28 protein-coding genes are annotated in these 26,386 nt (G+C 68.5%); 16 read left to right on the top strand and 12 right to left on the bottom strand.

Annotated elements, in window-relative coordinates; genetic code table 11:
- The first annotated feature begins 102 nt into the window (after positions 1-102).
- The 5 genes from AC1DZQ_RS11005 to AC1DZQ_RS10985 all read left to right on the top strand — a co-directional run bounded on the left by AC1DZQ_RS11005 (position 103) and on the right by AC1DZQ_RS10985 (position 4,240).
- Positions 103-1,725, top strand: coding sequence for a PspC domain-containing protein (locus AC1DZQ_RS11005; RefSeq protein ID WP_476963573.1), 1,623 nt, complete (start codon positions 103-105; stop codon positions 1,723-1,725).
- Position 1,726: 1 nt separating this feature from the next.
- Positions 1,727-1,990, top strand: a complete 264-nt coding sequence (locus AC1DZQ_RS11000) for a hypothetical protein (RefSeq protein WP_476963572.1) — start codon at positions 1,727-1,729, stop codon at positions 1,988-1,990.
- Between the two features lie 3 nt (positions 1,991-1,993).
- Positions 1,994-2,248 (top strand): PspC domain-containing protein, encoded by a 255-nt coding sequence (locus AC1DZQ_RS10995; RefSeq protein ID WP_476963571.1) that lies wholly within the window; start codon positions 1,994-1,996, stop codon positions 2,246-2,248.
- Between the two features lie 211 nt (positions 2,249-2,459).
- The gene (locus AC1DZQ_RS10990) at positions 2,460-3,485 is read left to right on the top strand and encodes a 6-phosphofructokinase (RefSeq protein WP_090575237.1); all 1,026 of its coding nucleotides are present in this window, start codon (positions 2,460-2,462) and stop codon (positions 3,483-3,485) included.
- 44 nt (positions 3,486-3,529) lie between these two features.
- The gene (locus tag AC1DZQ_RS10985; RefSeq protein WP_476963570.1) at positions 3,530-4,240 is read left to right on the top strand and encodes a GNAT family N-acetyltransferase; all 711 of its coding nucleotides are present in this window, start codon (positions 3,530-3,532) and stop codon (positions 4,238-4,240) included.
- A 16-nt stretch (positions 4,241-4,256) separates the two neighbouring features.
- On the opposite strand, the gene AC1DZQ_RS10980 is transcribed toward AC1DZQ_RS10985, so the two are convergent.
- The 7 genes from AC1DZQ_RS10980 to AC1DZQ_RS10950 form a co-directional block, all read right to left on the bottom strand.
- Positions 4,257-5,813 carry an MFS transporter gene (locus tag AC1DZQ_RS10980; protein WP_476963569.1) on the bottom strand — a complete coding sequence of 519 codons (1,557 nt, stop codon included), beginning with the start codon at positions 5,811-5,813 and terminating at the stop codon, positions 4,257-4,259.
- Positions 5,814-5,914: 101 nt separating this feature from the next.
- On the bottom strand, positions 5,915-6,478 hold the full coding sequence (locus AC1DZQ_RS10975; RefSeq protein ID WP_476963568.1) for a PadR family transcriptional regulator: 564 nt from the start codon (positions 6,476-6,478) through the stop codon (positions 5,915-5,917).
- Between the two features lie 130 nt (positions 6,479-6,608).
- Positions 6,609-7,004, bottom strand: a complete 396-nt coding sequence (locus tag AC1DZQ_RS10970; RefSeq protein ID WP_476963567.1) for an ankyrin repeat domain-containing protein — start codon at positions 7,002-7,004, stop codon at positions 6,609-6,611.
- Complete coding sequence (gene ygfZ, locus AC1DZQ_RS10965; protein WP_476963566.1) at positions 7,001-8,083, bottom strand: CAF17-like 4Fe-4S cluster assembly/insertion protein YgfZ; 1,083 nt, start codon at positions 8,081-8,083, stop codon at positions 7,001-7,003. Before ygfZ ends, AC1DZQ_RS10970 begins: the two co-directional genes overlap by 4 nt.
- Positions 8,084-8,178: 95 nt before the next feature.
- Positions 8,179-8,916 (bottom strand): flavodoxin family protein, encoded by a 738-nt coding sequence (locus tag AC1DZQ_RS10960; RefSeq protein ID WP_476963565.1) that lies wholly within the window; start codon positions 8,914-8,916, stop codon positions 8,179-8,181.
- Positions 8,917-8,969: 53 nt separating this feature from the next.
- The gene (locus tag AC1DZQ_RS10955; protein ID WP_476963564.1) at positions 8,970-9,584 is read right to left on the bottom strand and encodes a nitrobindin family protein; all 615 of its coding nucleotides are present in this window, start codon (positions 9,582-9,584) and stop codon (positions 8,970-8,972) included.
- A 167-nt stretch (positions 9,585-9,751) separates the two neighbouring features.
- Positions 9,752-10,486, bottom strand: coding sequence for a permease (locus AC1DZQ_RS10950; RefSeq protein ID WP_476963563.1), 735 nt, complete (start codon positions 10,484-10,486; stop codon positions 9,752-9,754).
- 243 nt (positions 10,487-10,729) lie between these two features.
- Between AC1DZQ_RS10950 and AC1DZQ_RS10945 the strand changes: the two genes are divergently transcribed.
- From AC1DZQ_RS10945 to asd, 10 genes are all read left to right on the top strand, one after another.
- Entirely contained in the window at positions 10,730-11,428 is a 699-nt protein-coding gene (locus tag AC1DZQ_RS10945) for a winged helix-turn-helix transcriptional regulator (RefSeq protein ID WP_476963562.1), read from the top strand.
- Between the two features lie 282 nt (positions 11,429-11,710).
- Positions 11,711-12,733, top strand: coding sequence for a mycothiol synthase (gene mshD, locus AC1DZQ_RS10940; protein WP_476963561.1), 1,023 nt, complete (start codon positions 11,711-11,713; stop codon positions 12,731-12,733).
- Between the two features lie 88 nt (positions 12,734-12,821).
- Complete coding sequence (locus AC1DZQ_RS10935) at positions 12,822-15,086, top strand: RNA degradosome polyphosphate kinase (RefSeq protein WP_476963560.1); 2,265 nt, start codon at positions 12,822-12,824, stop codon at positions 15,084-15,086.
- Between the two features lie 11 nt (positions 15,087-15,097).
- Complete coding sequence (locus tag AC1DZQ_RS10930; RefSeq protein WP_476963559.1) at positions 15,098-16,075, top strand: NUDIX hydrolase; 978 nt, start codon at positions 15,098-15,100, stop codon at positions 16,073-16,075.
- Between the two features lie 78 nt (positions 16,076-16,153).
- Positions 16,154-17,809 carry a hypothetical protein gene (locus tag AC1DZQ_RS10925; RefSeq protein ID WP_476963558.1) on the top strand — a complete coding sequence of 552 codons (1,656 nt, stop codon included), beginning with the start codon at positions 16,154-16,156 and terminating at the stop codon, positions 17,807-17,809.
- Complete coding sequence (locus AC1DZQ_RS10920) at positions 17,806-18,207, top strand: GntR family transcriptional regulator (RefSeq protein WP_476963557.1); 402 nt, start codon at positions 17,806-17,808, stop codon at positions 18,205-18,207. Before AC1DZQ_RS10925 ends, AC1DZQ_RS10920 begins: the two co-directional genes overlap by 4 nt.
- Before the next feature lie 32 nt (positions 18,208-18,239).
- On the top strand, positions 18,240-19,043 hold the full coding sequence (locus tag AC1DZQ_RS10915; protein WP_476963556.1) for a thymidylate synthase: 804 nt from the start codon (positions 18,240-18,242) through the stop codon (positions 19,041-19,043).
- Entirely contained in the window at positions 19,040-19,633 is a 594-nt protein-coding gene (locus tag AC1DZQ_RS10910) for a dihydrofolate reductase (protein ID WP_476963555.1), read from the top strand. The genes AC1DZQ_RS10915 and AC1DZQ_RS10910 overlap by 4 nt, the downstream gene beginning before the upstream one ends.
- A complete protein-coding gene (locus AC1DZQ_RS10905; RefSeq protein ID WP_018773622.1) occupies positions 19,633-19,851 on the top strand; it encodes an NF038396 family protein in 219 nt (72 codons plus the stop codon). Before AC1DZQ_RS10910 ends, AC1DZQ_RS10905 begins: the two co-directional genes overlap by 1 nt.
- 53 nt (positions 19,852-19,904) lie before the next feature.
- Entirely contained in the window at positions 19,905-21,047 is a 1,143-nt protein-coding gene (gene asd, locus AC1DZQ_RS10900) for an aspartate-semialdehyde dehydrogenase (RefSeq protein WP_476963554.1), read from the top strand.
- 30 nt (positions 21,048-21,077) lie between these two features.
- On the opposite strand, the gene AC1DZQ_RS10895 is transcribed toward asd, so the two are convergent.
- Positions 21,078-22,184 carry a winged helix DNA-binding domain-containing protein gene (locus AC1DZQ_RS10895; protein ID WP_476963553.1) on the bottom strand — a complete coding sequence of 369 codons (1,107 nt, stop codon included), beginning with the start codon at positions 22,182-22,184 and terminating at the stop codon, positions 21,078-21,080.
- 89 nt (positions 22,185-22,273) lie between these two features.
- On the opposite strand from AC1DZQ_RS10895, the gene AC1DZQ_RS10890 reads away from it, so the two are divergent.
- Entirely contained in the window at positions 22,274-22,792 is a 519-nt protein-coding gene (locus tag AC1DZQ_RS10890; RefSeq protein WP_476963552.1) for a hypothetical protein, read from the top strand.
- Between the two features lie 13 nt (positions 22,793-22,805).
- On the opposite strand, the gene AC1DZQ_RS10885 is transcribed toward AC1DZQ_RS10890, so the two are convergent.
- Genes AC1DZQ_RS10885 through AC1DZQ_RS10870 form a run of 4 tightly spaced genes read right to left on the bottom strand, consistent with a single transcriptional unit; the run spans position 22,806 to position 26,189 of the window.
- Positions 22,806-23,873, bottom strand: coding sequence for a UDP-N-acetylmuramate dehydrogenase (locus tag AC1DZQ_RS10885; protein WP_476963551.1), 1,068 nt, complete (start codon positions 23,871-23,873; stop codon positions 22,806-22,808).
- Between the two features lie 56 nt (positions 23,874-23,929).
- A complete protein-coding gene (locus tag AC1DZQ_RS10880; RefSeq protein WP_476963550.1) occupies positions 23,930-25,255 on the bottom strand; it encodes an MFS transporter in 1,326 nt (441 codons plus the stop codon).
- A gap of 14 nt (positions 25,256-25,269) precedes the next feature.
- Positions 25,270-25,707 carry a MaoC family dehydratase gene (locus tag AC1DZQ_RS10875; RefSeq protein WP_476963549.1) on the bottom strand — a complete coding sequence of 146 codons (438 nt, stop codon included), beginning with the start codon at positions 25,705-25,707 and terminating at the stop codon, positions 25,270-25,272.
- A gap of 2 nt (positions 25,708-25,709) precedes the next feature.
- Positions 25,710-26,189 (bottom strand): FAS1-like dehydratase domain-containing protein, encoded by a 480-nt coding sequence (locus tag AC1DZQ_RS10870; protein ID WP_476963548.1) that lies wholly within the window; start codon positions 26,187-26,189, stop codon positions 25,710-25,712.
- Positions 26,190-26,386 lie beyond the last annotated feature (197 nt).

The following is a 26,386-nucleotide window of genomic DNA, read 5'->3' as shown; positions in this document are numbered from 1 at the left end:
GGTTCCCCGGACGCGTTTGGGGGCCCAACCCGGGGGCCACTCAGGGACGGTTCAGGGTGTTCCCCAGTAGAGCCCGACGCCGGGAACGGGAAGGATCGAAGTATGAACCCGCACACTCCGCACCCCGATGAAGGCCCGGCCTCCGCAGACCGGCCGGCCACGGATCGACCCCACCTGGAAATTCCGGAATCAGGACTTCCAAAGTCAGAACGTCCGGACACGGAACTTCCCGGCCCGGAACGTCCGGACACGGAACTTCCAGGCACCGAGCTTCCCGGCACAGAGCTTCCCGGCACAGACCCGTCCGCTCCGGCCGGTTCCGGGCCGGCCGGCGCGCCGCCGGAGCCGCCGCGGCTTTTCCCGCCCGGCGACCCGAATGGACCGTTGCCCGGCCGGCAAACCCAGAATTTCTTCGACTGGATCCGCGGCCAGGGCATCTACCGCGGACGCGACCGCTGGATCGGTGGCGTGGCCAGCGGCATAGCCCACCGGCTCGGCGTCGACCCCCTGATCATCCGCGGCGTCCTGATCGTCCTGACCGTCTTCGCTGGAATTGGGGTTCTCGTCTACGGCCTGGCCTGGGCGTTGCTGCCCGAACCTGACGGCCGCATTCACGTCCAGGAGGCCGCCGCAGGCCGGTGGACGGGCGGCATGACCGGCGCCCTCATCACCTCGGTCATCGGATTCCCCAGTCTGGGCTCCGGGGTCTGGGGCTGGGACCGCTTCGGCTTCGGCGCCTTTGTCTGGACCGTCGTCTGGGTGGGCGGCGCCATCTACCTCGTTTACTACCTGACCCAACGCAACAAGATCCGGAACGGAGCCACTCCGATGCCATCGCGTTACGAGTCCAGCAGCCCGATCGGCGCCACAGCTTTTGCGGGCAACCCCCGCACCGGCGCCGGGCCGCAATCCGCCGGCAGCTTCCCGCAGGGCGCCGGCCCGGCTTATGACCACCCCGCTGACGGGTCCGGAGTCTCCGACGCCGTCCCGGCCTGGGGTCCGCCTCCGCCGTCGGGACCCATTCCGTCCGGCCCCGTTCCCCCCGGCGGTTATGGCCAGGGGTCCGGGCCCACCCCGCCCCCGCCGGCCGCGCCGCGGAACCCTGGTCCGGGTGCCCCGGCGGTCGCGATTACCGTCGGCTCCGCCCTCCTGGTGGGCGGCGGCATCAAGGCCCTCGACGCTGCCAACGTGATCGATCTCGGCGACGCCGGCAACGCGCTGGTCTGGGCCTTCGGCGCGGCCATCCTGGGTCTCGGGATCCTGTTCGCAGGGTTGCGGGGCCGGTCCTCCGGGGTCCTGGGCTTCTTCGCAGTCGTGGCCCTGCTGATCGGCGCAATCTTCAGCGTGGTTCCGCACGGGGACCGGTTCCGTTTCCAGAACGCCGATTGGACGCCGGCGAGCATTGAACAGGCCCAAGGCGGCTTCGAGATCACCGGCGGCGCCGGAACCGTGGACCTGACCAAGCTGGCGTTGAATCCGCCCCTGGAATCCGACGTCGTAGTTCCGATCGACGCAACGGCCAGCAACCTGACCGTCGTCATCCCCGCCACCGTCCCGGTGCACGTCCAGGCGGACATGACCATGGGCAACCTCCACGACGGCAACCAGGACCGCGGCGGCATCACGAAGCAGCAAAGCGACTACAACACCACGCAGCCGGGCGCCCGGCTGGTCCTCGAGATCTCCGGCACCGTCAGCAACGTGACCATCAAGGAAGGCAACTGACATGAGCAGCTATGACGATTTGCGGCCGGCCGACGCCGGGGAGGACCCGGAAGCGGGTTCCCCCGCCCGGGTGGGCACAGTGGTCTGGGGACTGACGGTGGTGGCCCTGGCCGCACTGATCATCATTTCCCGGCTCGGCCTCGTGGCCCTCAACGGCACCTATGTCCTGATCGGCCTGATGATCGGTGCCGGGGCCGCCCTGATCGTGGGCGGCCTGGTCTCGGCACGCAGGCGTGACAATCAGTCAACTACAAGGAAGTCTTGAACCATGGATAAATTCTTCGACACCGTCCGGGGCCTCGGCCTGAAACGTGGTCCGCAGCGCTGGGTTGGCGGCGTCTGCGGCGGAATTGCCGCCAAACTGAGGGTTGATGTGGCCTGGGTCCGGATCGCCTACCTGCTCCTGAGCCTGCTCCCCGGGCCGGCGTTCGTGTTCTACGTCGCGGCCTGGCTGCTGCTGCCGGACCAGCGCAATGCAATCGTCCTCGAAAGCTTCCTCTCGAAGCGCTCCTCCCGGCCCTGACGTCCATCACAGCCGTCCCGGCCCCGCGGCAATCGACGTCCGGTAGCGGCGCCCGGTAGCCGCGCCGCACCACGAAAAGGTGCCCCCGCCTCCACGGCGGGGGCACCTTTTGTAACCGTTTGTGTCCTGCCCCACACCCGCCACTAGACTCTAGGTGAGCTCAGCGTGGCGCTCTGCCTGTACCCCTTCAAACCAGGATTTGAGCCAAGACATGAAAATTGGAATCCTCACCAGCGGCGGAGACTGCCCCGGCCTGAACGCCGTCATCCGCGGCGCCGTCCTCAAAGGAATCGCTGTCCACGGGCAGCAGTTCGTGGGCTTCAAGGATGGCTGGCGCGGCGTCGTCGAGGGCGACATCGTGGAGATTCCCCGCACCATGGTCCGCGGCATCGCCAAGCAGGGCGGCACCATCCTCGGCACGTCCCGCACCAACCCGTTTGAGAACGGCGGCGGTCCCGAGGTCATCAAAGCCAACATGGACCGGCTCGGGATCGACGCCATCATCGCCATCGGCGGCGAGGGCACCCTGGCCGCCGCAAAGCGGCTCACCGACGCCGGCCTCAAGATCGTGGGCGTGCCCAAGACGGTCGACAACGATCTGGACGCCACGGACTACACCTTCGGCTTCGACACGGCCGTGGAAATCGCCACCGAGGCAATCGACCGGCTGCGCACCACCGGAGAGTCCCACCACCGCTGCATGATCGCCGAAGTCATGGGACGGCATGTGGGCTGGATCGCCTTGCACGCCGGCATGGCCTCGGGCGCCCACGCCATCCTGATCCCGGAGCAGAAAGCCTCCATGGAACAGATCGCCGAGTGGGTCATTTCCGCCCACGACCGTGGCCGCGCCCCGCTGCTTGTCGTCGCCGAGGGGTTCGTGCCCGAGGGCCAGGAGTCCCCGCATTCGGAGCGCGGGCTCGACACCTTTGGCCGCCCCCGCCTCGGCGGCATCGCCGAAATGCTGGCGCCCGAGCTCGAGGCACGCACCGGCATCGAGACCCGCGCGACGGTCCTTGGCCACATCCAGCGCGGTGGCGTCCCGACAGCCTTCGACCGCGTCCTGGCTACCCGCCTGGGCATGGCGGCCATCGACTCGGTGGTGGAGAAGCGCTGGGGGACGATGGTGTCGCTGCACGGCACGGATATTGTGCACGTCGGTTTCGACGCCGCGCTCGGCAACCTCAAGTCCGTACCGCAGAGCCGCTATGACGAGGCCGCCGTCCTCTTCGGCTAGGCGGCCCCGGACGGAAGTCCGGCCACGGTGGGTAGGGTTGATTCATGACTCTTGAGCCCGGTTCCGCTGAAATTGTCCAGCTTGCATGGGCGCGCCGTTTGGGGTTCGACGACGGCGCCTTCGCGGCCGCCGCCGGTGTGCGGCTCACCCGGGCTGATGAAACAGCGCGGGCCCTCCAGTTCGTCCGCCTGTTCGGCAACTCCGCCCTGGTGGGCCCGCAGTGGGCGCTGGACGCCGCCGACGGTCTCGCCGATGAAGAGCTGGCCCAGCACGTGACACTGCTGACCATCAGTCGCGGGCACGGCGGCCACGGGCTGGGCGCCGCCGCACTTTTCTTCGCCGACGACCTCCCCCTGCAGCAGCCGTCCGGGGAGTTGACCGTCTCGCACGGGAATCCCGAAGCGATCGAACTGGAGACGTTCTGCCCGCCCGATGACGTCAACGAGGTGGGCCTCGCCGACCTCGAACACCGCTTCACTGTCCTGCATCTGGAAGACGGGCGCCGCACGCCGGTGGCCTGCGGGGCGTATGCGGAATGGGAAGGGCTCCTGGCCCACATGGGCGTGCTGGTCGCGCCCGAATGGCGGCGCAACGGCCTGGGCAAGCTGGCCGCGTCGATAGCCGCCCACGAGGCCCTCGCCGCCGGTCTGACGCTGCAGTGGCGTTCAGAGGTCAGCAACAAGGGGTCGCTGGCGCTGGCCCGGAGCCTGGGTTTCTCGGCGGGCGGCATCCAGACCAGCGTGCTGCTTGGCTGATCCGGATGCCGCCAGGCTAGCCGCGCTCTGCGGCGGCCTTGTCCGCGTCCGCGCCGGCGGCCGCGCCAGCGGCTGAATCCGTACCAGCAGCCGCGGCGGACTCCGGCTCGCCCCAGCCCTGGACCGGCTTGGGCTTGGCGAAGAACAGCGCCACGGCTGCACCGAGCAGGATGACCGCCGCCGGCAGCAGGATAGATTGGCCCATCGCCGTCGAGAACCCCTCATGAAGCTCCGCGGGCAGGGCGCCGCCGAAGCCCATCGGGCTGGCGTCTGCGCCTGCTCCGGGCCGGGCGGGGAGCTCGGCCGCAAGCCGCGACTGGATCAGGACGGCGATGGCGGCGCTGCCGAGCACGGCGCCGATCTGGCGGGTGGTGTTGTAGACACCCGAGCCGGCTCCGGCCTGCCGCGGCGGCAGGTTGCGTGTGACGGTAGAGCTCAACGGCGCCCAAATGCCCGCATTGGCGAAGCCCAGCACTGCGCTCGGCAGCAGGAACAGCCAGATGGGGGTGTCAGGGTGCATGAGCAGGGCATTCCAGAACAGAGCCACGGACATCAGGACCAGGCCGGATGCGGTGATGAATTTCGGGTTGACCTTGTCGATGATCCGGCCGACGACGGGGGCGAGGCCGCCCGAGATCAGCGCCATCGGCACCATCATGAGCGCCGACTGGGTCGGGGTCAGTCCGCGGACGATCTGGTAATAGAAGATCAGCGGCAGGCTGAACGCGGTGACAGTGAAGCCCACCGTGGTGATCGCAATGTTGGCGAGCGAGAAGTTCCGGTCCTTGAAAAGGGACAGGGGCAGCAGCGGTTCACCGGTGTTGAACTTCTGCCACAGGACGAAGACAACCAGCACGGCGATGCCGCTGATGATCAGGCCCCAGACGGTGATGGGGCCGGCGATGGTGCCCCAGTCGTACGTCGCGCCCTCCTGGATGCCGAAGACCAGAAGGAAGAGGCCGAGGGCGCTGAGCAGCACGCCGGGAATATCGAACTTGTGCGGGTGGGTGGTCAGCGAAGGGACGAAACGCTGGGCGAGGATGAAGCCGACAATCCCGACGGGAACGTTGATGAAGAAGATCCATTCCCAGCCGAGGCCGTCCACCAGCACGCCTCCGAGGATCGGGCCAACCAGCGTGGCGACGCCGGCCGTGGCGCCCCAGATGCCCATGGCCGCTCCGCGGCGGTCCGGGGGGAAGATCCGGGTAATGACGGCCATGGTCTGCGGCGTCATCATGGCCGCGCCGAGGCCCTGGACCACACGGGCCGCGATGAGGATCTCGACGCTGCCGGAGAGGCCGCACCACAGCGATGCCATGGTGAAGACGACGAGTCCGGAGAGGTAGAGCTTCTTCGGTCCGAAACGGTCGCCGAGCCGGCCCGTGATGAGCAGCGGCACGGCATAGGCAAGCAGGTAGGCACTGGTTACCCAGATCACCGCGTTGATGTCAGTGTTGAGGCCCTCCATGATGCTGGGGTTGGCCACCGAGACGATGGTGGTGTCGATCAGGATCATGAAGAAACCGATCACCAGGGACCAGAGTGCCGGCCATGGCCGGGCTACGTTTTCCATGCGGTTCCTTAGGGGCTGGTGTGAATTTGGGGGCTGGTGTGAATCGTTGGATGGGCTGAGCGTGGGGCGGCCGGGTCCCGGCCAGGGGGTGGTGCAGGGGCTCACCATGGCAGCGCGCCGGAGCGGAGCTGGTCCTGAAGGCTGCGGATCCAGTCGACTTCGGCCTGCAGCGCGTTCTGCTGGTACTGGACATCGATCCAGTACTTGCGCTCCACACCCTTCTTCGTGAGCATTTCCTCCCCGGAGACCAGGAAGTCGAGCTGCTCCTGCAGCGCTTGGAGCCGCCGGTCGAGGAGTTCGACGACGCCGCCGGCGGGCAGGTTGTAGGCCTCGGAGATGGCCAGCGGGAAGGCGGGGTATTCATTGACCGGGGCGGCCAGCATGTCCTGCAACCACTTCGTGAAGGCCTCGCGGCCGGCTGCCGAGATCGTGTACGTGGTGCGCTCCGGACGGTTGCCTCCCCGGTCCGTTCCCGTCGCCGCGACCAGCCCCTGCTCTTCGAGCCGCCCGACGGCGTGGTAGAGAGTTCCCGGCCGGACCTTGACCAGCCGGTCCTCGTGCCGGGCGATCAGGAGCTGGTACATCTCGTAGGGATGCATCGGCTCTTCCACGAGCAGGGAAAGTGCGGCGACACCCAGCGGTGTCAATGCGGTTGCCCGGGCCATGGTGCTGTCCTTTTCGGTCTAAACTGCGGTTACTCCACTGAAGATTATTCCACGTGGAGTATTTGGGCGCAATCTTCCCACCACCCGGCCCTGCCCGGTCCGGCCCCGGCCCGGCCCGGGCCGGGTTCCGTCAGCCGAGGAGGGCCAGGATGTCCGTGCGGGCGAACATCTGCGCGGCGGCCCGCGCAGTGGGGGTGCCGGCGTCGGGGTCGGCCCCGGCCTCCAGCAGCTCCCGGGCCACGTCCGTGTAGCCCTTGAAGACGGCACCGGCCAGCGGGGTCTGGCCGCGGTCGTTCGGCGTGTTGGCGTCGCCGCCGTGGTCCAGGATCAGCCGGACAGTGCCGGCGTGGCCGTGGTAGGCCGCCAGCATCACCAGTGAGTCGCCGGAGGCAGTGGTCAGCGTGGCCGGGGCGCCGGCGGCCAGGTAGCTGCCCAGCAGCGCGGAATTGCCCTCGCGGGCCGCGTCGAAGAGCGCGTGGGCCAGCGCCAACGTCTCGTCGTCGGGCGCGGCGCCTCCCCCGCTCATCGGGTACCCCGCAGGAAGCCGGTCTGGCGGCCCACCACCTGGCCGGCGTCGGGAGCCACAATGACTTCCTGGGCCGCCGAATAGGGCTCGTCCCCGTCCACAACGGTAAGGACCTCGTCCGGGGCGACGGAGCGTTTGATCACGGCCAAGGCCACGGGGCCCATTTCGTAATGCTGGGCCACGGAGGTCACAGTGCCCACCTTGCGGTCGCCCGCACGCACCTCGCTGCCGGCCGCGGGCAGGGTGTGCTGGGAACCGTCGAGCTGGAGGAACACGAGACGCCGCGGCGGGTGGCCCAGGTTGTGGACGCGGGCGATCGTCTCCTGGCCCTTGTAGCAGCCCTTGGCCAGGTGCACGGCAGTGCGGAGGAGGTCGAGCTCATGCGGGATGGTCCTGTCGTCCGTTTCCGCGCCCCACCGCGGCCGCCACGCGGCAATCCGCAGCGCTTCGGACGCCATGGTGCCGGCGAGGGCACGGTCCCCCACCGTCGCGACCAGCTCGGCCGCCGGGACCAGGTACTCAAACCACGGCCGTTCCAGTCCGGGATGGGCGTCCTCGCCCACCACCGCGTAGGAGTAGCCGCCGGCGCCGACATGCGGCCACGGGTCTTCCCAGACCTGCAGCGCCGCCCACTCCGGGATGCGGTGGGTGGAGCCGAGCACGGCCCAGTCCGCGGAGACGTCCGTGATCTCGACCCGGAGCATGAATTTCATCTTGTTGAGCCACTCGGCGAGCGGGGCCGCCTCGGCTGCCTCGACGATCAGCCACGTGGCCGCGCCGTCGTCCACCACCCGGGCGTCAAATTCGATCCGGCCCTGCACACTCAGCAACAGCAGTTCGGTGGACTGGCCGGGGGCCAGGGAAGTGAGCTGCTGGGAGGAGAGGGTGTTGAGCCAGCTCAGGCGGTCCGGGCCGCTGACCGTGACCACGCCGCGGTGTGAGAGATCGACGACGGCGGTGCCGGCGGCCAGCGCCCGCTGCTCCCGGAGCGGCTCGCCGTAGTGGGCGGCGACGCCGGCGTCGGCGCCGCCGGCCTCAACCGCGGCCGGGCGCGACAACAGGGGGCTATTGATAGTCATATTGAAAGGAACGTCCTTAGCTCTTTGCGTATTCCGGCCCCGCCAGGGACCGTCGGGGCCGGACGGGGCGTTGCCGGCTGTGGTGCCGGCCGGCCTCAGCGGTATTCGGGATTTTCAAAGTCGAAGCGGGTGCCGGCTTTCCAGGCGTCGGGGAGGTTTCCGTAGGCGGGAATGCCGCCGGCGTCCTTGAGCATCCGTGCCAGGTGCAGCATGTTCCAGGTCATGAAGGTGGCGTTGCGGTTGGTGAAATCGCTCTCCGGACCCCCGGACCCTTCGTCAAGGTAGCTCGGTCCTGGCCCGACGGGGCCGATCCAGCCGGCGTCGGCCTGCGGCGGGATGGTGAAGCCGATGTGCTGGAGGCTGTACAGGACGTTCATAGCGCAATGCTTGATCCCGTCCTCGTTGCCGGTGATGAGGCAGCCGCCCACCTTCGGATAGTAGGCCCACTGGCCCTTCGCGTTCAGCTGTCCGGAGTGGGCGTAGAGGCGCTCGATGAGCTTCTTGGTCTGCGAGGAGTTGTCCCCCAGCCAGATGGGCCCGGCGACGACGACGATGTCCGCTTCCAGGACGGCCGGGTACAGTTCCGGCCATGCATCGGTGGCCCAGCCGTGTTCGCGCATGTCCGGGTAGACCCCGCTGGCGATGTCGTGGTCCACCGTGCGGATCACGCGGGTGGTGACGCCCTGCTTCTCCATGATCCGGCGACTGATGTCGATCAGGCCTTGGGTGTTGGACACCTCCGGGGACTTCTTGAGCGTGCCGTTGAAGAACACGGCCTTGAGGTCGGCATGGCTGGTGTTAGCGGGGGCTGTGCTGGTGACTGCGTCGTTCACGGCATTTCTCCTGGGTCGAGGCTGACAACGGAAAAATCAGTGAGACCGCGCCTTTAGCCTACTTTGGCGAGGATGGCCGATGCGTGGGCCTCCAGGCCGCCGCCCGACGACGAACTCTTGCCGGTGGCCACGTCCCAGCGCCACAGCAGGTTCCCGTCCACGAGCCCGAAGATCCGGGTGGCCGCCGTGTACTCCTTGGAGTGGCTGCCGCGCATCACCATGTCGGTGCTGAGCTGGATCTGGGGCCCCTTGATCTGGCCGTAGTACAGCTCCGAGATCCCGCCGGGGTGGGCGATCGAGACCGAGATGTCGAAGCCGCCGTCGCTGTTGCGCAGGGCCTCCACCTCGTCGGCGCTCTTGAGCACGGGGACGATGTCCGCCGGGATCAGGCCGGGGCCGCCGTCCTCCTCGCGCTGCTTACGCTCCAGCGCCCAGAAGCCGGTCTCGACGGTGAGGGGACGCAGTTCGGTGCCCTCGTCGTCGGTCAGCCAGCTCTCGGCGCGGTACTGCAGGTACGGCAGGCCGTTGTGCGTAAACGAGACGTGTTGCAGGAAGTGCTCGGAGTCCTCGTCGCCGGCCCCCAGCCGGCCGCTGCCCTCCCACTCACCAATGAGCCAGGACAGCGGAACGATTTCGGGGGTCAGATCAGTAGGGATTTCAATCGGCACAGCATCTACCTCTGGAAGCTACGGGGTCTGGAACGTGTTACTTCTGGCCTTGGAAGAGGCGGTACACGACAAAGCCGGCAAACCACGCCATGGACAGGCTGGCCACGCCAAGCAGGACAAGGAAAAAGATCTCATATGCAAGTACGGACATGATGCCATCCTAACGCCTAGTAGATGAGTAGTTTGTCTATGAAGTAGGCCAGGGAACCGACCGCAGACACCGGCCCCAGCCCCATGCCCACGGCCGCCAAAACAGTCAGGCCCTCACCGTTGAGGATGACGAGGCGGCGGAAACTCACCAGCACCGCCCCCACCACGGCGCCGGCGAGGGCGGCCGGCAGCACGGCGATGTCGGAGAACACCAGGCCGGCGAGCGGCCCGGCCAGGCCAGCGCTGACGATGCCCAGCGGCGCCACGATCCGGTCCGGCCAGCGGATCAGCCCCGCCAGCAGGGCGATCGCCGCGCTGATGGCCGCCACGAGGAGCATTTCGTGGACCCCGTTGAAGCGCGAAGTCGCAATCCAGCCGGCGCCGAGGCAGGAGAGCAGGACCCCCGAGCAGGAGCCCAGGGTGGATTCGAGGCGCTGGGCCTGTCCGGTGCCCCGGATGAGCTGCATGACGAAAATTGCCATGATCCCGACCGCCATGAACGACGGCGTCCAGTCCAGGAAGCTGGGAGCCGGGAGATAGGTCGCAGCCACCGCCGACCCCACGCCGGGCAGGCCGATCAGGACCGCGAGGGTCTTCTTGGCGGGGATGCCGAGAAAGTAGGGCCAGCCGATCCCGATGCCGGCGGCGGCGAGCGCCGCGACTGCCAGGAGGACCTCAGGGGAGGAATAGGCGCCGGCAACTATCGCCGCGAGACCGGCCAGGCCGATAATCCCGACGCTCCACGGTTTCACTGTCTGCTCGCCATCGGCAGACCGACCATGGCCAGACCTTCGCTCACTGCGGACCCCAATTCGACTCGGCTCAATTTCAACGGGCCGCGGGCCCTGACGGTTCAATCCTGCCTTATGTGAACGGTATGTGTCGCAAATTCAGTGGCCGGAGGTGACGGGACCATGGCCGGAATGGGGCCGTTAGGTATACTCAGCATCAGCAACAAGACGCCCAACGATGCGCGGACACCCCTTGGAGGAACAATGTCGCACATCCTGCTATTGACCAACAGCACCGGAACATCCGTGGACGTCCTGCCTGCTCTGGAACTGCTGAACCACCGGGTGCACATCCTTCCGGCCGAGCCCACTGCCCTGCTCGAGACCGACCCCTGCGACATCGTCCTGCTGGATGCCCGCAAGGATCTGGTCGGCGCACGTTCCCTCACCCAACTGCTCAAGGCCACCGGCCTCAGCGCCCCGTTGATGCTGATCCTCACCGAGGGCGGCATGGCCGCCGTCTCCTCGGCGTGGGCCGTGGACGACATCCTCCTGGAATCCGCAGGCCCGGCAGAAGTCGAAGCCAGGATCCGCCTCGGCGTCGCGCGCGCCGTTCCGGAGAAGGAGGACGTGCCGACCGAAATCCGGGCCGCCGGCGTCGTGATTGACGAGGCCAGCTACACCGCACGGGTCAACGGCGCCGCGCTCAACCTGACCTTCAAGGAATTTGAACTGCTGAAGTACCTGGCCCAGCACCCCGGCCGGGTGTTCACCCGCCAGCAGCTGCTGACCGAAGTCTGGGGCTACGACTACTACGGCGGCACCCGCACCGTGGACGTCCACGTCCGGCGGCTGCGCGCCAAGCTGGGCGCCGACCACGAAAACCTGATCAGCACCGTCCGCAACGTCGGCTACCGCCTGACCCTGGTCCGCCAGACAGAGGACGAACTCACCGAGGCCTGAGCCCACCACGGCCGCACGAACGCGGTAGTACCGAACGCGGTAGAACTGAACGCAGAAGGCCCCGGACTCTGGATTCCAGAGTCCGGGGCCTTCCGATTTCAATCCGCTTTGCGCGGATCAGTCATTCAGTGGAGGACATACGGGTCGAACGTATCGAGGCCACCCCAGTGGTGGATCCCCCTCGCATCTGGCTCATCGCCGGACGAGATAACGACTATACGCCGCCGTCCGGAGTTCAACAAAATCGGCCGCTGACAGCCATGCACCCGATAGCCTTGCACCATGAGCCCTGCGCACCCGGAAAACTGGCCCGTACAGACTGTCCAAGGAACGGTGGACGGCGCGCTGCTGCGGGACGTCGCGGCCCTTGTGGCCGCGGCGGAAGAGTCCGACGGCAATCCGCCGCTGTCCGAACAGACCCTTGTCACGATGCGCGCCGCCGATGCGGGCCAGCATTCAGTGCTGGTCCTGGCCCTCTACGCCCCGGACGATCAGTTGGATCCCGCGACGGCGCAGGACCTGGCCGGCATCGCCGTCGTCATCGAGGAGCGCGACGGCACCGGGGTCCTCGAGGTCGCCGTCCACCCCACCTACCGCAACCAGGGTGTGGGTGACCGCCTGGTGGGCGAGCTGAAGAACGGCCGCGGCTTCGCCGGCCTGAAAGCCTGGTCCCACGGAAACCACGAGGCCGCGGCCGACCTCGCGGCCCGGTACGGCTACGGCGCCGTCCGTGAGCTGTGGAAAATGCGGCTGATGACGGCAGCGGCGGCGTTGCCGGAGGTCCAACTCCCGGAGGGCGTACAGCTCCGCGCCTTCGTGCCCGGCAGGGACGAGGACGCCTGGCTGGCCGCCAACAAGGCCGCCTTCGCCCATCACCCGGAACAGGGCAACATGACGCGCGCCGATCTGGACGCCCGGATGGCCGAACCGTGGTTTGACCCCGCAGGCTTCCTGCTGGCCGTCGACCCGGCGGACCGGCTCCTGGGGTTCCATTGGACCAAGGTGCACCCCCGGCACGGCGATCACCCCGCAATGGGCGAGGTCTATGTGATGGGCGTGACCCCCGGATCCCAGGGCTCCGGGCTGGGCAAGGTCCTCACGGTCGCCGGCATCCGGCATCTGCAGGGCCTCGGGCTCCACGCCGTCATGCTCTACGTCGATGCCGACAACACCCCCGCCGTCGCCCTCTACCGCCGGCTTGGATTCACCCGCTGGGATGTCGATGTGATGTACGCGCCGCTGCCGCAGCAACACTCACCGGCCGTCACTCCCGCGCCGGACGGCGTTAGTCAAGTCGGCGGATGATCGTTCCGTCCGGGCCGAAATCTGGGGTCATCTGGCCATGATTGCTTGTAAGGTTGAAGCTACATCGCGCCAGCATTGAGGAGACCCCATGCCACGGGATACCGCCCGGACATCCACGTCTGAACCAGCAACGCCGGAAAAGGGGGCGCGTCCAGTACGTGCCCGCTTTGGCTCCTCCGAAGTGCCGGCCTCACGCGCCACCCAGGACCGGATCGACATTCCGGAGTTCGCGCCGAACCTGGAACCGGAAGGTGACATCCGCCCCGACCGGTTCCTGGACCGGGAGCTGAGCTGGCTTGCCTTCAACGCCCGGGTCCTGGAGTTGGCCGAGGACCCCAACCTGTACCTGCTGGAGCGGGTCAGCTTCTTGTCCATCTTCGCTTCCAATCTGGACGAGTTCTTCATGGTCCGGGTGGCCGGGCTGAAGCGGCGGATCGCCACGGGGCTCGCGGTCCCCTCCCCTGCCGGGCTGAGCCCCATGCAGGTCCTGGAGCAGATCGGCGACGCCGCGCACGAGCTGCAGCAGCGCCACGCCCGGGTCTACGCCGAACAGATCCGTCCGGCGCTGGCGTATGAGCACATCCACCTCATGCACTGGGAAGAACTCGACTCACAGGCCAAGGATCAGCTCAGCGCCATGTTCGCGGAAAAGGTCTTCCCGATCCTGACCCCGCTGGCCGTGGACCCGGCGCACCCGTTCCCCTACATCTCCGGGCTGTCCCTGAACCTCGCCGTGGTGGTCCGCAATCCGGTCAGCGACAAGGAACTCTTCGCCCGTGTCAAGGTCCCGGACCAGCTCCCGCGCCTGATCTCCATCGACGGCGCCCGCGCCGGCTCCGTCCCCGGGCGGGTGGCACGGTTCATCGCGCTCGAAGAAGTGATCGCCGTGCACCTGGACCAGCTGTTCGCCGGCATGGAGGTCTTGGAGCACCACATCTTCCGCGTGACCCGCAACGAGGACGTCGAGGTCGAAGAGGACGACGCCGAGAACCTCCTGCAGGCCTTGGAGAAGGAACTGCTGCGCCGCCGGTTCGGCCCGCCCGTCCGGCTTGAGGTCACCAACGACATCAACCCGAACATCCGCGCCCTGCTGATCCGCGAGCTCGGAGTCGAGGAATCCGAGGTCTACTCCGTCCCGGCACCGCTGGACCTGCGCGGGCTCTCGGTGATTGCCGGGATCGACCGGGCGGACCTGCACTACCCCAAGCACGTCCCGCACACCTCGCGGCACCTCAACGAATCGGAAACCTCCAAGGCGGCCAACGTCTTTGCCGCCATGCGGCGGCGGGACATCCTCCTGCACCACCCGTACGATTCGTTCTCCACGTCCGTCCAGGCGTTCCTGGAACAGGCGGCCGCGGACCCCAAAGTCCAGGCCATCAAGCAGACCCTGTACCGCACCTCCGGGGACTCGCCGATTGTCGATGCACTGATCGACGCCGCCGAGGCCGGCAAGCAGGTCCTGGCCCTCGTGGAGATCAAGGCCCGCTTCGACGAGCAGGCCAACATCTCCTGGGCCCGGAAACTGGAACAGGCCGGCGTCCATGTGGTCTACGGCATCGTGGGCCTCAAGACCCACTGCAAGCTCTCCCTTGTGGTCCGCCAGGAAGTGGACGGCCTGCGCCGCTACTGCCACATCGGCACCGGCAACTACCACCCCCGCACGGCCCGCTACTACGAGGACCTGGGCCTGCTGACGGCGAACGAACAGGTCGGCGAAGACCTTTCCAAGCTGTTCAACCAGCTCTCCGGCTACGCCCCGAAGTCCACGTTCAAGCGGCTGCTCGTCGCGCCGCGCTCGGTCCGGTCCGGGCTGATCGACAGGATCGAAACCGAGATCCGGAACGCCCGGGCCGGCATCGCCGCCCGTGTCCAGATCAAGGTCAATTCGATGGTGGACGAGGCCATCATCGATTCCCTGTACCGCGCATCCCAGGCCGGTGTGCAGGTGGACGTCATCGTCCGCGGCATCTGCTCCCTGCGCCCCGGCGTTCCCGGCCTGAGCGAGAACATCACGGTCCGCTCCGTGCTGGGCCGCTTCCTGGAGCACTCCCGCGTCTTCGCCTTCGCCAATGCCGGCGATCCGGTGGTCTACATCGGCTCGGCCGACATGATGCACCGCAACCTCGACCGCCGGGTGGAGGCCCTCGTGCAGCTGGCGACCGGCGACGACACAAGCTACGTCCTGGACCTGCTCAACCGATACATGGTGCCCGAAACCGCCAGCTGGCATTTGGACAAGCAGGGCGAATGGACCCGCCACCACCTGGCAGAGGACGGCCAGGACCTCAAGGACGTCCAGTCCTGGCTGCTCGCCTCCCGCTCGCGCCAGCGCACCACCAGCCTGCGGTAGGGACCGTGAGTGTGAGCAGCGATGAGCTGGTTGAGGACCAGGCTGACCGTCCCGGCGAAGAGGTTGCCGTCACGGCGGCGGGCGCCATCCCGTGGCGCCTCAATTCGGCAACCAAGGACCAGCTCGAGGTGCTGCTGATCCATCGTCCGCGGTATGACGACTGGTCCTGGCCAAAGGGAAAAATCGACCCCGGCGAGACCATCCCGGAGTGCGCCGTGCGCGAGGTGGAGGAGGAGATCGGGCTCACCGCTCCGCTGGGCATCCCGCTGCCGCCCATCCACTACCACGTGCCTGCCGGGCTGAAGGTGGTCCACTACTGGGCGGTCGACGTCGACGGCGCCGCCTTGATGCCGGACGGCACCGAAGTCGACAGCGTCATGTGGTGCCCGCCCGAGAAGGCCGCCCGCCTCCTGAGCAACCCGAGCGACATCGAACCGCTGCAGCACCTGGTCAACGCCCACGGCCGCGGGGAGCTGCAGACCTGGCCGCTGCTGATCGTGCGCCATGCGAAGGCCAAGCCCCGCTCCTCCTGGACCAAGGCCGAGGGCGACCGCCCGCTGGCCGCCACCGGCATGCGGCAGGCGCAGTCGGTGGGGCGGCTCCTGCAGGCGTGGAAGCCCGCGCGGGTCGTTTCAAGCCCCTGGCTGCGGTGCGTGGCCACGATCGCACCGTACGCCAAAGCGGCCGACGCCAAGGTGAAGCTCAATGAGGCCCTCACCGAGCACCGGCACAGCCGCAGCCCGCAAAAGGCGGCCGCCGTCGTCGAGGCGCTGTTCGACAAGCAGCGGGCCGTGGCCGTGTGTACGCACCGCCCGGTCCTGCCGACCGTCCTGAAGCAACTCGGAAAACACATGAACTCCCGGCTGCGGGATCTGCTGCCGTCCTCGGACCCGTTCCTGGCGCCGGGCGAGATTGTGGTCTGCCATGTGGCGCACCACAGCAAGACGAAAATAGTTGCCGTGGAGCGGTTCAAGCCGTTCGACGACTGAGGTCCTTGACCCCGGGTGCCCCCACGCCTAGTTTGTATCAATAGCTTGGTACATTACTGCTGAATCTTGGGGGATTCCATGCCGGTCCTGTTCAACGTGCCGCCCTTGCTGCTGCTTGGCCCGGCGATCGCGGCACTGCTCGTCTACGCCGTGCTGCGGTGGGTGATCTGGCCTCCCGGGGCCGGCACCTCGCCGCAGAGCGTGTCGGAGCACGGGCTGTGGGTGGGTGTGATCGGCTGGCTGGCGAGCTCACTCCAGGGCGCCCTGGCCCTCGGCATCGTCCCTGCCAATCCGACAGTGGCCGCCCCGTTGGTAGGCGCCGCATCGATCGTCCCGGCCCTGGCATGGCCGGTCCTGGGCTGCCTGAGCGTGCACGCCCTGGGCCAGGTCAGCTACCCGGGGCCACGGCGAATGCGGCGGGAGGCCGTGCTGTCCGTGCGGCGTATCAGGGACTTCCTGCCCCGCAGGCTGGCACTGACCACGGCCGCTATCTTCGTCTCGGCCGCCGCGGCCATCGCCCGGGCGGCCACGCTGCCCGGATTCGCGGCCGCGGCTCCCACCAGGGTCAGCGACGGCGCGGACAACAACTACTACACAGCCGGAGGCGACGGCCGCATCCCCGGATCCGAAGAGGCCGCCTGGCTCGGCGGCGCCCTGCTGGTGCTGGCCGTCGGGACGTGGCTGGTTTTGTGGCTGATCGCCCGCCGCCGGCAGCTGGAGTCCCTCGACGCGGCGGACAACGCTGTACTGCGGACCATTGCGATGAACCGGCTGCTGCGCACAGTGTCCACAGTGGCTGCCGGGCTGGCAGTCATCGCGGGGAACTTCGCGTCCCGTCCCGATCCCGCACAAGGGCAGACGTCGTGGACGAACTTCGCCGGCCTCGCGTCAACCGTGGTCCTCCTCGTCATGTGGTGGTGGCGGCCCCCTCGGCTCGCGGCCGCCGGTCTGGGCGTCCGGAACCGGCCCGAATCAGGGGTCGCCACCGGCCGCCAGCATCCGGCCGCCAGGCTGGTCTCGTCCCTCGGGGCGCTGCTGGGGCTGGCGGCAGCTGTGCCGCTGCTCGCCGGCGCTTTCCTCTCCCAGCCCCTCATGGCGGCCGCCAGCTACAGTCTTGCCGGCGTCGTGACGCTGACGGCCGCGTCCGTGCTGCTGGTCATCGCCGCCGGCGAGTTCCTGTTGCAGCGCAACTACGGAAGTCCCGAAGCGCCGCGCGGCTGGCCACGGCAACCAGTGAGCCCGGCCCTGCTGACCACGGCGGTCCTGGCGCTGCTCGTCTTCCTTGCCGTCCTGGGTGTCACGGCGGTGGGGCAGGCACGCCTCGCCGAAGGTCCGGGCTGGGTGCCGGCCGGGCTGCTCACGGCCGGGGCCTGCGCCGCCTCCCTGCCGGCGTTCCTCACGGCCACCTTCCGCCAAGGTGTTCGCGACGCCCCGCGCGGCCTGGACGCTGCCCTGCGCGCCGTCACCCTCCACCGGACCGTACGAACCCTGGCGGCTGCCTTCACGGCCCAGGCCGCCGTCCTGCTGCTGACCCAGAGCCAGGCGTGGGGGGCAGTGTTCGGGCCGGACGCGTTCGGGACGGTCAATCCGGACGCCCGATCGTGGTGGCTGGCGACGCTGGCCGGCTCGGTCCTGGGCGCCGCGGCGATGGCAATCGCCGTCATCCCTGTCCGGACGCTGGCCCGGGCACGGACCACCCCAGCCCGGCGGCCGGACAAGGAGCCCGCCCAGTGAGCGCAGGAGTCTCCGTCAACCTGCGTTCGCCCGTTCCCCCCTTCGAGCAGATCCGGGCGCAGATCGCCTCCCTCATCACCGTCGGGACGCTGGCAGCGGGCAACCGGCTGCCGACAGTCCGCAGCCTCGCGTCGGACTTGGGCCTGGCGGCCGGGACAGTCGCGCGGGCCTACAAGGAACTCGAACTGGCCGGACTGGTCGAAACCCGGCGGCGCAACGGCACGGTGGTCGCCGGCAGCCAGGCGACCGTCACGCCGCCCGCACCTGCGCCGGGCACGGTCCCGGCGGAGGTAATCGCCGCCGTCGACCGCTACATCGCGGAAGGCCGCACGGCCGGGCTTGACGACGCCGCCCTGCTGGCGATCCTCCGGGCGAGACAAGGGCGGTCACACGAATAAGGGAGCCAGCGAGTTCTCAGTAGACTGGAACCGTGAGCATTCCTACGCCCTATGAAGACCTCCTGCGCGACGTCCTCGAGCACGGCACGCACAAATCGGACCGCACCGGAACCGGCACCCTCAGCGTTTTTGGCCGCCAGCTCCGTTTTGACCTGAGCAAGAGCTTCCCGCTCATCACCACCAAGCGGGTGCACTTCAAGTCCGTGGCGGTGGAGCTGCTCTGGTTCCTCCGCGGCGACACGAACGTCAAATGGATGCAGGACCAGGGCGTCACCATCTGGGACGAATGGGCCGACGCCGACGGCGAACTCGGTCCCGTTTACGGGGTCCAGTGGCGGTCCTGGCCCACGCCCGACGGCGGCCACATCGACCAGATCGCCGAACTCATTGAGAACCTGAAGACCAACCCGGACTCGCGCCGGCACATCGTCTCGGCCTGGAACGTCTCCGAACTCAAGGACATGGCGCTGCCCCCGTGCCACGCGTTCTTCCAGTTCTACGTGGCCGACGGCAAGCTCTCCTGCCAGCTGTACCAGCGCTCGGCGGACACCTTCCTGGGCGTGCCGTTCAACATCGCGTCCTACGCCCTGCTGACGCGCATGATCGCGCAGCAAACCGGCCTGGAACCGGGCGAATTCGTCTGGACCGGCGGGGATGTCCACATTTATGACAACCACATGGACCAGGTCCTCAAGCAGCTCGCCCGCGAGCCCTACGAATACCCCCAGCTGAACATCACCCGCAAGCCGGACTCCATCTTCGACTACACCCTCGAGGACTTCGAGGTGGTCGGCTACCAGCACCACCCGACGATTAAGGCCCCGATAGCCGTATGAGCAACGACAACACCCCGGCCCTGCAGCCCGGCGATTTCACTGAGCAACTCCGCGCGTCCACCACTGGCCTGGGGCTGGTCTGGGCCCAGACCAGCACCGGGGTCATCGGCCAGGCCGGCGCCATGCCGTGGCACCTGCCCGAGGACATGGCGCACTTCAGCAGCCTCACCACCGGCCACCCGGTCATCATGGGACGCAAGACCTGGGAGTCGTTCCCGGACAAGTACCGCCCGCTGCCCGGCCGGACGAACATCGTCATCACCCGCCAGGCCGCCTGGCGGGACACCCCGGGTGCGGAGGGCGCCGTCGCGGTCGCGTCGCTCGATGACGCCTTGCTCGAATCCCAGTTCGTGGCCGGCCATGAGACCGTGTGGATCATTGGCGGCGGCGAAATCTTTGCGCAGGCCCTGGACCTTGCCGACGTCGCCGTCGTGACCACCATCGACACGAACGCCGAAGGGGACACCTTCGCTCCCGAACTCGGCTACGACTGGACCGCCTCCGCCAGCCTCCCGGCCAACGGCTGGCTGACCTCCGCGAACGGCACCCGCTACCGGATCACGCTGTGGCGCCGGACGGAGGCCAAGTAATGCTCCGCAAACCCGAGACACTCTTTGTCCTGGGCTACATGCTCCTGCCCCTGCTCGCGCTGCTCTCGGCGATCGTGGGGCTGACCATGATCCTGGGCGGCAACAAGATCCTCGGTGCGATCGTGCTGGTGGTGGTGACCCAGGTCTTCACGTTCGGGGCGGTCTTTGCGCTGCGCCGGCGCAAGGCGGCGCTGCTGGAGGAACCGCGCGGCGACTAACCGCGTGACGTAACCGACTGCGCCCGGGGGCCGGTGAAGTCTAAACTGGGCCCATGACTACAGCAGCTACCCCGTCCGTCGGCCTGGTCGGTTGGCGTGGCATGGTCGGTTCCGTCCTGATGCAGCGCATGCAGGACGAGGGCGACTTCGCCACCATCAACCCGGTCTTCTTCTCCACCTCGAACGCGGGCGGTGCCGCCCCGGCCATCGCCGGCGCCGCTGCGGGCGCGGCCGGCAAGCTTGAGGACGCGTTCGACCTCGAGACGCTGGCGAAGCTGCCCATTATTGTCACCGCCCAGGGCGGGGACTACACCAAGCAGGTCCACGGCGAGCTCCGCAGCCGCGGCTGGGACGGCCTCTGGATCGATGCCGCCTCCACGCTGCGCATGAATGAGGACTCCATCATCGTGTTGGACCCCATCAACCGGGACGTCATCGACGCCGGCCTCTCCGGCGGCGTGAAGGACTACATCGGCGGCAACTGCACCGTGTCCTGCATGCTGATGGGACTGGGCGGGCTGTTCAAGAACGACCTCGTCGAGTGGGGCACGTCCATGACGTACCAGGCGGCTTCCGGCGGCGGGGCGCGCCACATGCGTGAGCTGCTGAACCAGTTCGGCAGCCTCAACGCCGAGGTAGGCACCGAACTGGAGGACCCGGCGTCGGCGATCCTGGAGATCGACCGGAAGGTCCTGGCGCACCAGCGCACCGGCGTTGACGCCACACAGTTCGGCGTCCCGCTGGCCGGTTCCCTGATCCCCTGGATCGACGCGGACCTCGGCAACGGCCAGTCCAAGGAAGAATGGAAGGCCGGGGTGGAGACCAACAAGATCCTTGGCACCTCCGCCGGGAACCGGGTGATCATGGACGGCCTGTGCGTCCGGATCGGTGCGATGCGCTCCCATTCCCAGGCCCTGACACTGAAGCTGCGCGAAGACCTCTCGGTCGCCGAGATCGAGAAGCTCGTGGACGCGGACAACCAGTGGGCCCGCGTGGTCCCGAACACCAAGGAAGCCTCGATGGCCGAGCTCACGCCCGTGGCGGCGTCCGGCACCCTGGACATTCCGGTGGGCCGGATCCGCAAGCTGGAGATGGGCCCGCAGTACATCAGCGCGTTCACGGTGGGCGACCAGCTGCTGTGGGGCGCCGCGGAGCCGCTGCGGCGCATGCTCCGCATCGCCACCGGAAACCTCTAGGGCCGTCCGGGCACCTCTTCAGGCACCCGTTCAGGCACCCAGGAATCTGCGGTACTTCGCGGCCTGCAGCTCAAAGGACTTTTGAGCTGCGGGCCGCAGCCCGTTAACAGCATCGAAGGGTTCGGGCACGACGCCGGATCCCCGGCCGCCCCGCGGCCCCGCCCAGGTGCCGATCACCGTGCCGCCGGCCACGATCGTTTTCTTGAACATGCCGTTGCCGCCGGGAACGATCTTCTCAGCGTGCTCCGGCGCCAGCACGACGGACCGGTCCGTGTAGCCCAGCAGGAATTCATCGAACCCCGGCAGCGCCAGCACGGTACGCTGCCCGGGCACGCCGTCCTCGAGCAGCGCGGCCGTTGCCGGCGACAGCCAGTAGCTGGTCCCGCCGAACTCCAGCTCCACCAGGTGCTCCTTGACCCGGGCCAGGGCCGCGCGGGTTTCCGTCAGCGGAATGCCGGACCACCAGGAAAAATCACGTTCCGTGGCGGGGCCGTGGCTGCGCAGGTAGCGCAGCAGCCACTCGGCGATGCCGTCCGCGCGTTCCACGGTCCGCGACTCGGGGATCCAGTCGCCGAACGCCACGACCAGCTGCTGGTTGCCTGCCAGCGGACCCTGCACCAGCAGACCCCGCTGGCACAGGGCACCGAGCAGATGGATGCCGCGCTGGCCCGCCGTGGACTGGCCCGCCCGTTCGAAGGCCTGGAACAGCTCCGCCCGGCTGGCCGCCCCCGCGGCGACCAGCCGCAACGCGGACCCCGCCGCGGCGTCCACGTCCGTGTCATTGATCCCGAGGTCCCGGTGGCGCCCGGCCATGCCACGGATCAACCGTTCTGAGGTTATGGCCAGCATCCATTTCAAGTCCTCGGGTGCCAGCACGTGCAGGGTGCCGCGCATCGGCCAGGAACGGACGATCTCACCCCGGTCCAGCGCCCCGCGGACGTCATCGGCGCGGGAACCCGGCACACGCTGGCCGACGGCCCACAGCGCGGCCTGCAGGTCCTGGGCCTGCATTGCCGTCATCCCGCGGACGGCTTCCGGTACGGACTGAAACCCTGGTCCCAGCAGTCCCTGGGCGGACAGCCGCAGCCGGCCGATGATCCCGGGGGTAAGCCGGCGGATGCCCGTCACTGCTGCCATGGAACCATGGTAAGTCGCCTGTGCTGGCTGTCGGGTTGTTGCCCGGCTGTTCCCAGCCGCCATCCAGCGGACCTCCTTACCCTTGAACCATGACTATGAGTGAGGTGTGGCCGCTGCTGCGGCCCCTGTGCCGGAAGCTGGCCCTGCTGGGCTGGGCCTCCAGCGCCGCCGGCATGGCTGCCGGGCTCGCCGTCGCCATCGCCAGCGGTACCCGGCTTTCGCCCATGATGAGCACCCTGCAGTTGGTGGCCGCTTTGTCCATGGCAGTGTCCGTGGCCAGCTTCGTCACGGCCGCGGCGCTGCAGCCGCGGGCACGGTCTCAGGCACGGGCGCAGGCGGCCGTGAAGCACGGAAGCATCTCCCCGCAGGGCCGGGAGCTCCAGCTCGACTATGGAGGCGAATTTCCGGCCACCGTACAGGCCTTCCTGCTCGGCTCGCTGGCGTTCCTCGCCGGCGCCGTGGCGTTTGCGTGCGCCGGACTGGTGCTGCAAAGCGGGCCTAGCGTTCAGTCGGTAGCGTTCTGCCAAGTCTTCCTGCTCGGGGCCGCGGCCTCCGGATTCACCTTCATGCTTTTCAGCAAGGTGGCCCCCCGCCACACTGAACCGTAGCGGGCGGCTTTCCTTAGAGAGCGACGCCGATCAGCAGCGGTTCCGGGTGCAGTTCGATGCCGAAACGTTCGACGACGCCGTGGCGGACCTCGCGCGCAACGGCCAGCATGTCCGCCGCGCTTGCCCCTCCCCGGTTGGTGATGGCGAGGGTGTGCTTGGTGGACAGCGAGGCGCGGCCGCCCGAGACGCTGTCCGGGTCCAGGCCGAAGCCCTTGGCGAACCCGGACTGGTCGATCAGCCAGGCCGCCGAGAGCTTGGTCAGCCCATCGGCACCGGCGGGATACCGCGGGGCCTCCTGCGGCAGCCGTGCCGCGACGTCTTCGGTCACGATCGGATTCGTGAAAAAAGACCCCGTGGAGTAGGTGTCGCGGTCCTTCGCGTCCCAGACCATGCCCTTGGACGCCCGGAGCCGCAGCACCTCGCGCCGGACGTCGGTGGAGTAGGCCCGCCGGCCCTGCTCGACGCCGAGCACCCGTGCGAGTTCGGCGTAACGGACAGGGGCGCTCATCCGGCCGAGCGGGAGCTGGAATTCCACGGTGAGCACCACATAGCGCGGTGAGCCGTTGACGGTGGTCTGCTTCAGGATGGAGTCCCGGTAGCCGAACTTGAGTTCCGAATTCGTGAAGGTCTTGACCGCGTTGCGTTCCCGGTCCCAGGTGCGCACCACGGCGATCGTCTGTGAGACGTCGGACCCGTAGGCCCCGACATTCTGCACGGGAGTGGCACCCGTGGCGCCGGGGATCCCGGAGAGCGCCTCGACGCCGGACCAGGCATGCTTCACGGCGTGGTCAACGAAGGCGTCCCAGTTGTGGCCGGCCTGCACCACCACCGCCACGCCGCCGCAGGAGTCCTCGGCGTCGACGGTGAACCCCTCCGAGGCGATCTTCAGCACCGTGCCGGGGAACCCGTCGTCGGACACCAGCAGGTTGGAGCCGCCTCCGATGATCAGCAGGGGCTGGCCGGCGGCGTCCGCCGTGCGCACGGCGTCGATGATCCCGGCCTCGCTGCGGGCCTCGATGTAGCTGCCGGCGGGGCCGCCGACGGCGGAGGTGGTCAGGGCGGAGAGCTGAATCTGGGTCACCTGACCAGCCTAGCCGGGATCATCCGCTCGCCTAAGCCGGTGCCAGCTGCCCCTAGCTAGCTGTACTGTCCCGGGACGGGCGCGGGCACCGGGAGTTTGCGCGCCACCGGGGAGAGCAGGAAGCTGACGATCAGCATCACCATGACGGCCAGCAGCGAGTGGAGAATGCCGACGTGCTCGGCCAGCAGACCCAGCAGCGGCGGCCCGCACAGGAACGCTCCGTAGCCGATCGTGGAGACCACGGACACCCGGGCGGCGGCCTTGACGGGATCGTCGGCCGCGGCGGACATGCCGACCGGGAAACCCAGTGAGGCGCCCAGTCCCCAGATGGCCAGGGCCACGTAGGCCAGCCACGGCACCGGGGCGAAGACGAACAGGCCGAGGCCCAGGACCGCCAGCGCGGCGCACCAGCGCATCACCGGGACCCGGCCGTAGCGGTCCAGGACCAGGGTGCCGGCGAAGCGGCCGATCGTCATGAACGTGACGAACAGCCCGTACCCGGCGGCTCCGGCGGCGTCGGTCTGGCCGTGGCCGTCGGCCAGCGCCAGGGCCACCCAGTCACCGGCAGCCCCTTCGGCCAGGGCCAGCCCGAGGACCAGGACGCCCAGGAGCAGTGTGCGCCGGTCACGCCAGGCCTGGGCGATCAGGCGCTTGTTGTCCAGCGGCTGCTCCGGGACCGCGTCCGTCTGCCGGACGATCGGGATGGGCCCGGTGGAGGGATCCTCGAACGTATCGGTTCCGGAGGCCTTGAAGGGCTGCTCCGCCTCGACCGGCGTGATGTCCGCCCGGAACCACGCCGCCGCGGTGGTCACCGAGCCGGCCACCAGCAGGCCCGCCGCTGCCAGATGCCAGAAGACCGGGAACCCGGCGGCGGCAGCCCAGGCGCCCAGCCCGGCTCCCGCCACTGTGCCCAGGCTGAAGGAACCGTGCAGCCGGGGCATGATGTGCCGCCGGACGGCGCGTTCCACCGCGGCGCCTTCGACATTGGACGCGGTGTTCCAGCTGGCGGTGCCCAGCCCGATAATTGCCAGTCCCTCGGCAACTGCCACCGGGCTGGCGAGCACGGAGGTGCCGAAGCCTGCCAGCGCCAGCCCGAACCCGACCATGATGCTGCCGATCCGGATGGTGCGCCTGGAGCCGAGGCGAAGGACAATCAGGCCCGACGCGGACACGGACACGAATGATCCCGCCGTCATGCAGAGCAGGAGCAACCCGATCGTGCCGGGGGTCAGGTCCAGGCCGTCGCGGATGGCCGGCAGCCGGGAAACCCACGTGGAAAACGCGATGCCGCTCGCCCCATAGGCCACCACCACAGCGTTCCGCCAGTGCGTGATCTCGGCGGCCGGGACGAAACCTTTCTTGGCTAAAGCAGCGCGGGTCACAGCAGCGCCATGGGCTAGGCCAGCCTGACGACGGCCTGGGCCTTGACGAGGACCTTCTGGGCGGCCGAGACGACCGTGAGGTCGACGCGGGCGGTGCCGGCGTCGGCGTCGAGCGCTCCGATGGCCCCGCTGACCTCGATCACGGCACCGGCATCCGGGGTCCCCGTCGTGTCAGCGACGGGCACCGGCTTGGTGAAGCGGGTCTGGAAGTCGACGACGGCGGCGGGATCGCCGGCCCAGTCGGTCACAAGCTGGACGGCAGCGCCCATGGTGAACATGCCGTGGGCGATCACGCCGGGCAAGCCGACGCCCGTGGCGAAGGCCTCGTTCCAGTGGATCGGGTTGAAGTCACCGGATGCGCCCGCGTACTTGACGAGATCGGTGCGGGTGACGGTAATGCTGCGGCTGCCGATGTCCTGGCCGACGGCGAGTTCTGCGATGTCGATGCTCATGGCTACTGTCCCTCTCCGCGGACCAGGATGGACGAGGTGGTGGTGGCGACCGGCTCCGGGACGCCGGCGGCGTCGGTGGCATCGCCGGGGGCAAGCGCGAAGATTTCCGAGCGGGTGGTGATCATGGCCCCGCCGCCCATGGCGCGGACGCCGTCGACGTGCAGTTCGGCGACCAGCCGGTCGCCCGCGACGATCGGGCGGTGGTGGGTGAACCGCTGGTCGGCGTGGACCACGCGGGAGAAGTCGATCCCGGATTCCGGATCCTCGATCAGCTGCGCGTCGGCGCGCTGCGCGACGATGATGGCGAAGGTCGGAGGCGCCACGAGGTCGCGGTGACCCAGCGCCTCGGCGGTGGCGACATCGAAGTGGGCGGGGTGGGTGGCCTTGACCGCGCGCGCGAACTCGCGGATCTTCTCGCGGCCGACGTCATACACCTCTGCGGCAGGGTAGCTGCGCCCCTGCAGGTCCGGATTGATAGTCATGGTTCCAGCCTATCGCCATGCCCCGGGCCGTCCGGCTTCGTGACGGGTCCGCACGGAGCCGTCCGGGTTGGTCCGGCCCTCCCTCGGGTCTTGACCGACGCGATATGATGAAAACATCAATCCATCAATCCTATGAGGGTCACGGCTCTGCCGGGCCGCGATCCCAGAGGAGGTCTTCCTGCCATGTGTTTTGTTCC

It is taken from the genome of Arthrobacter sp. P1_C12_2 (assembly GCF_056406415.1).
The sequence above is the reverse complement of the archived record's forward strand: the minus strand, read 5'-3'. Positions and strand labels throughout refer to the sequence as shown.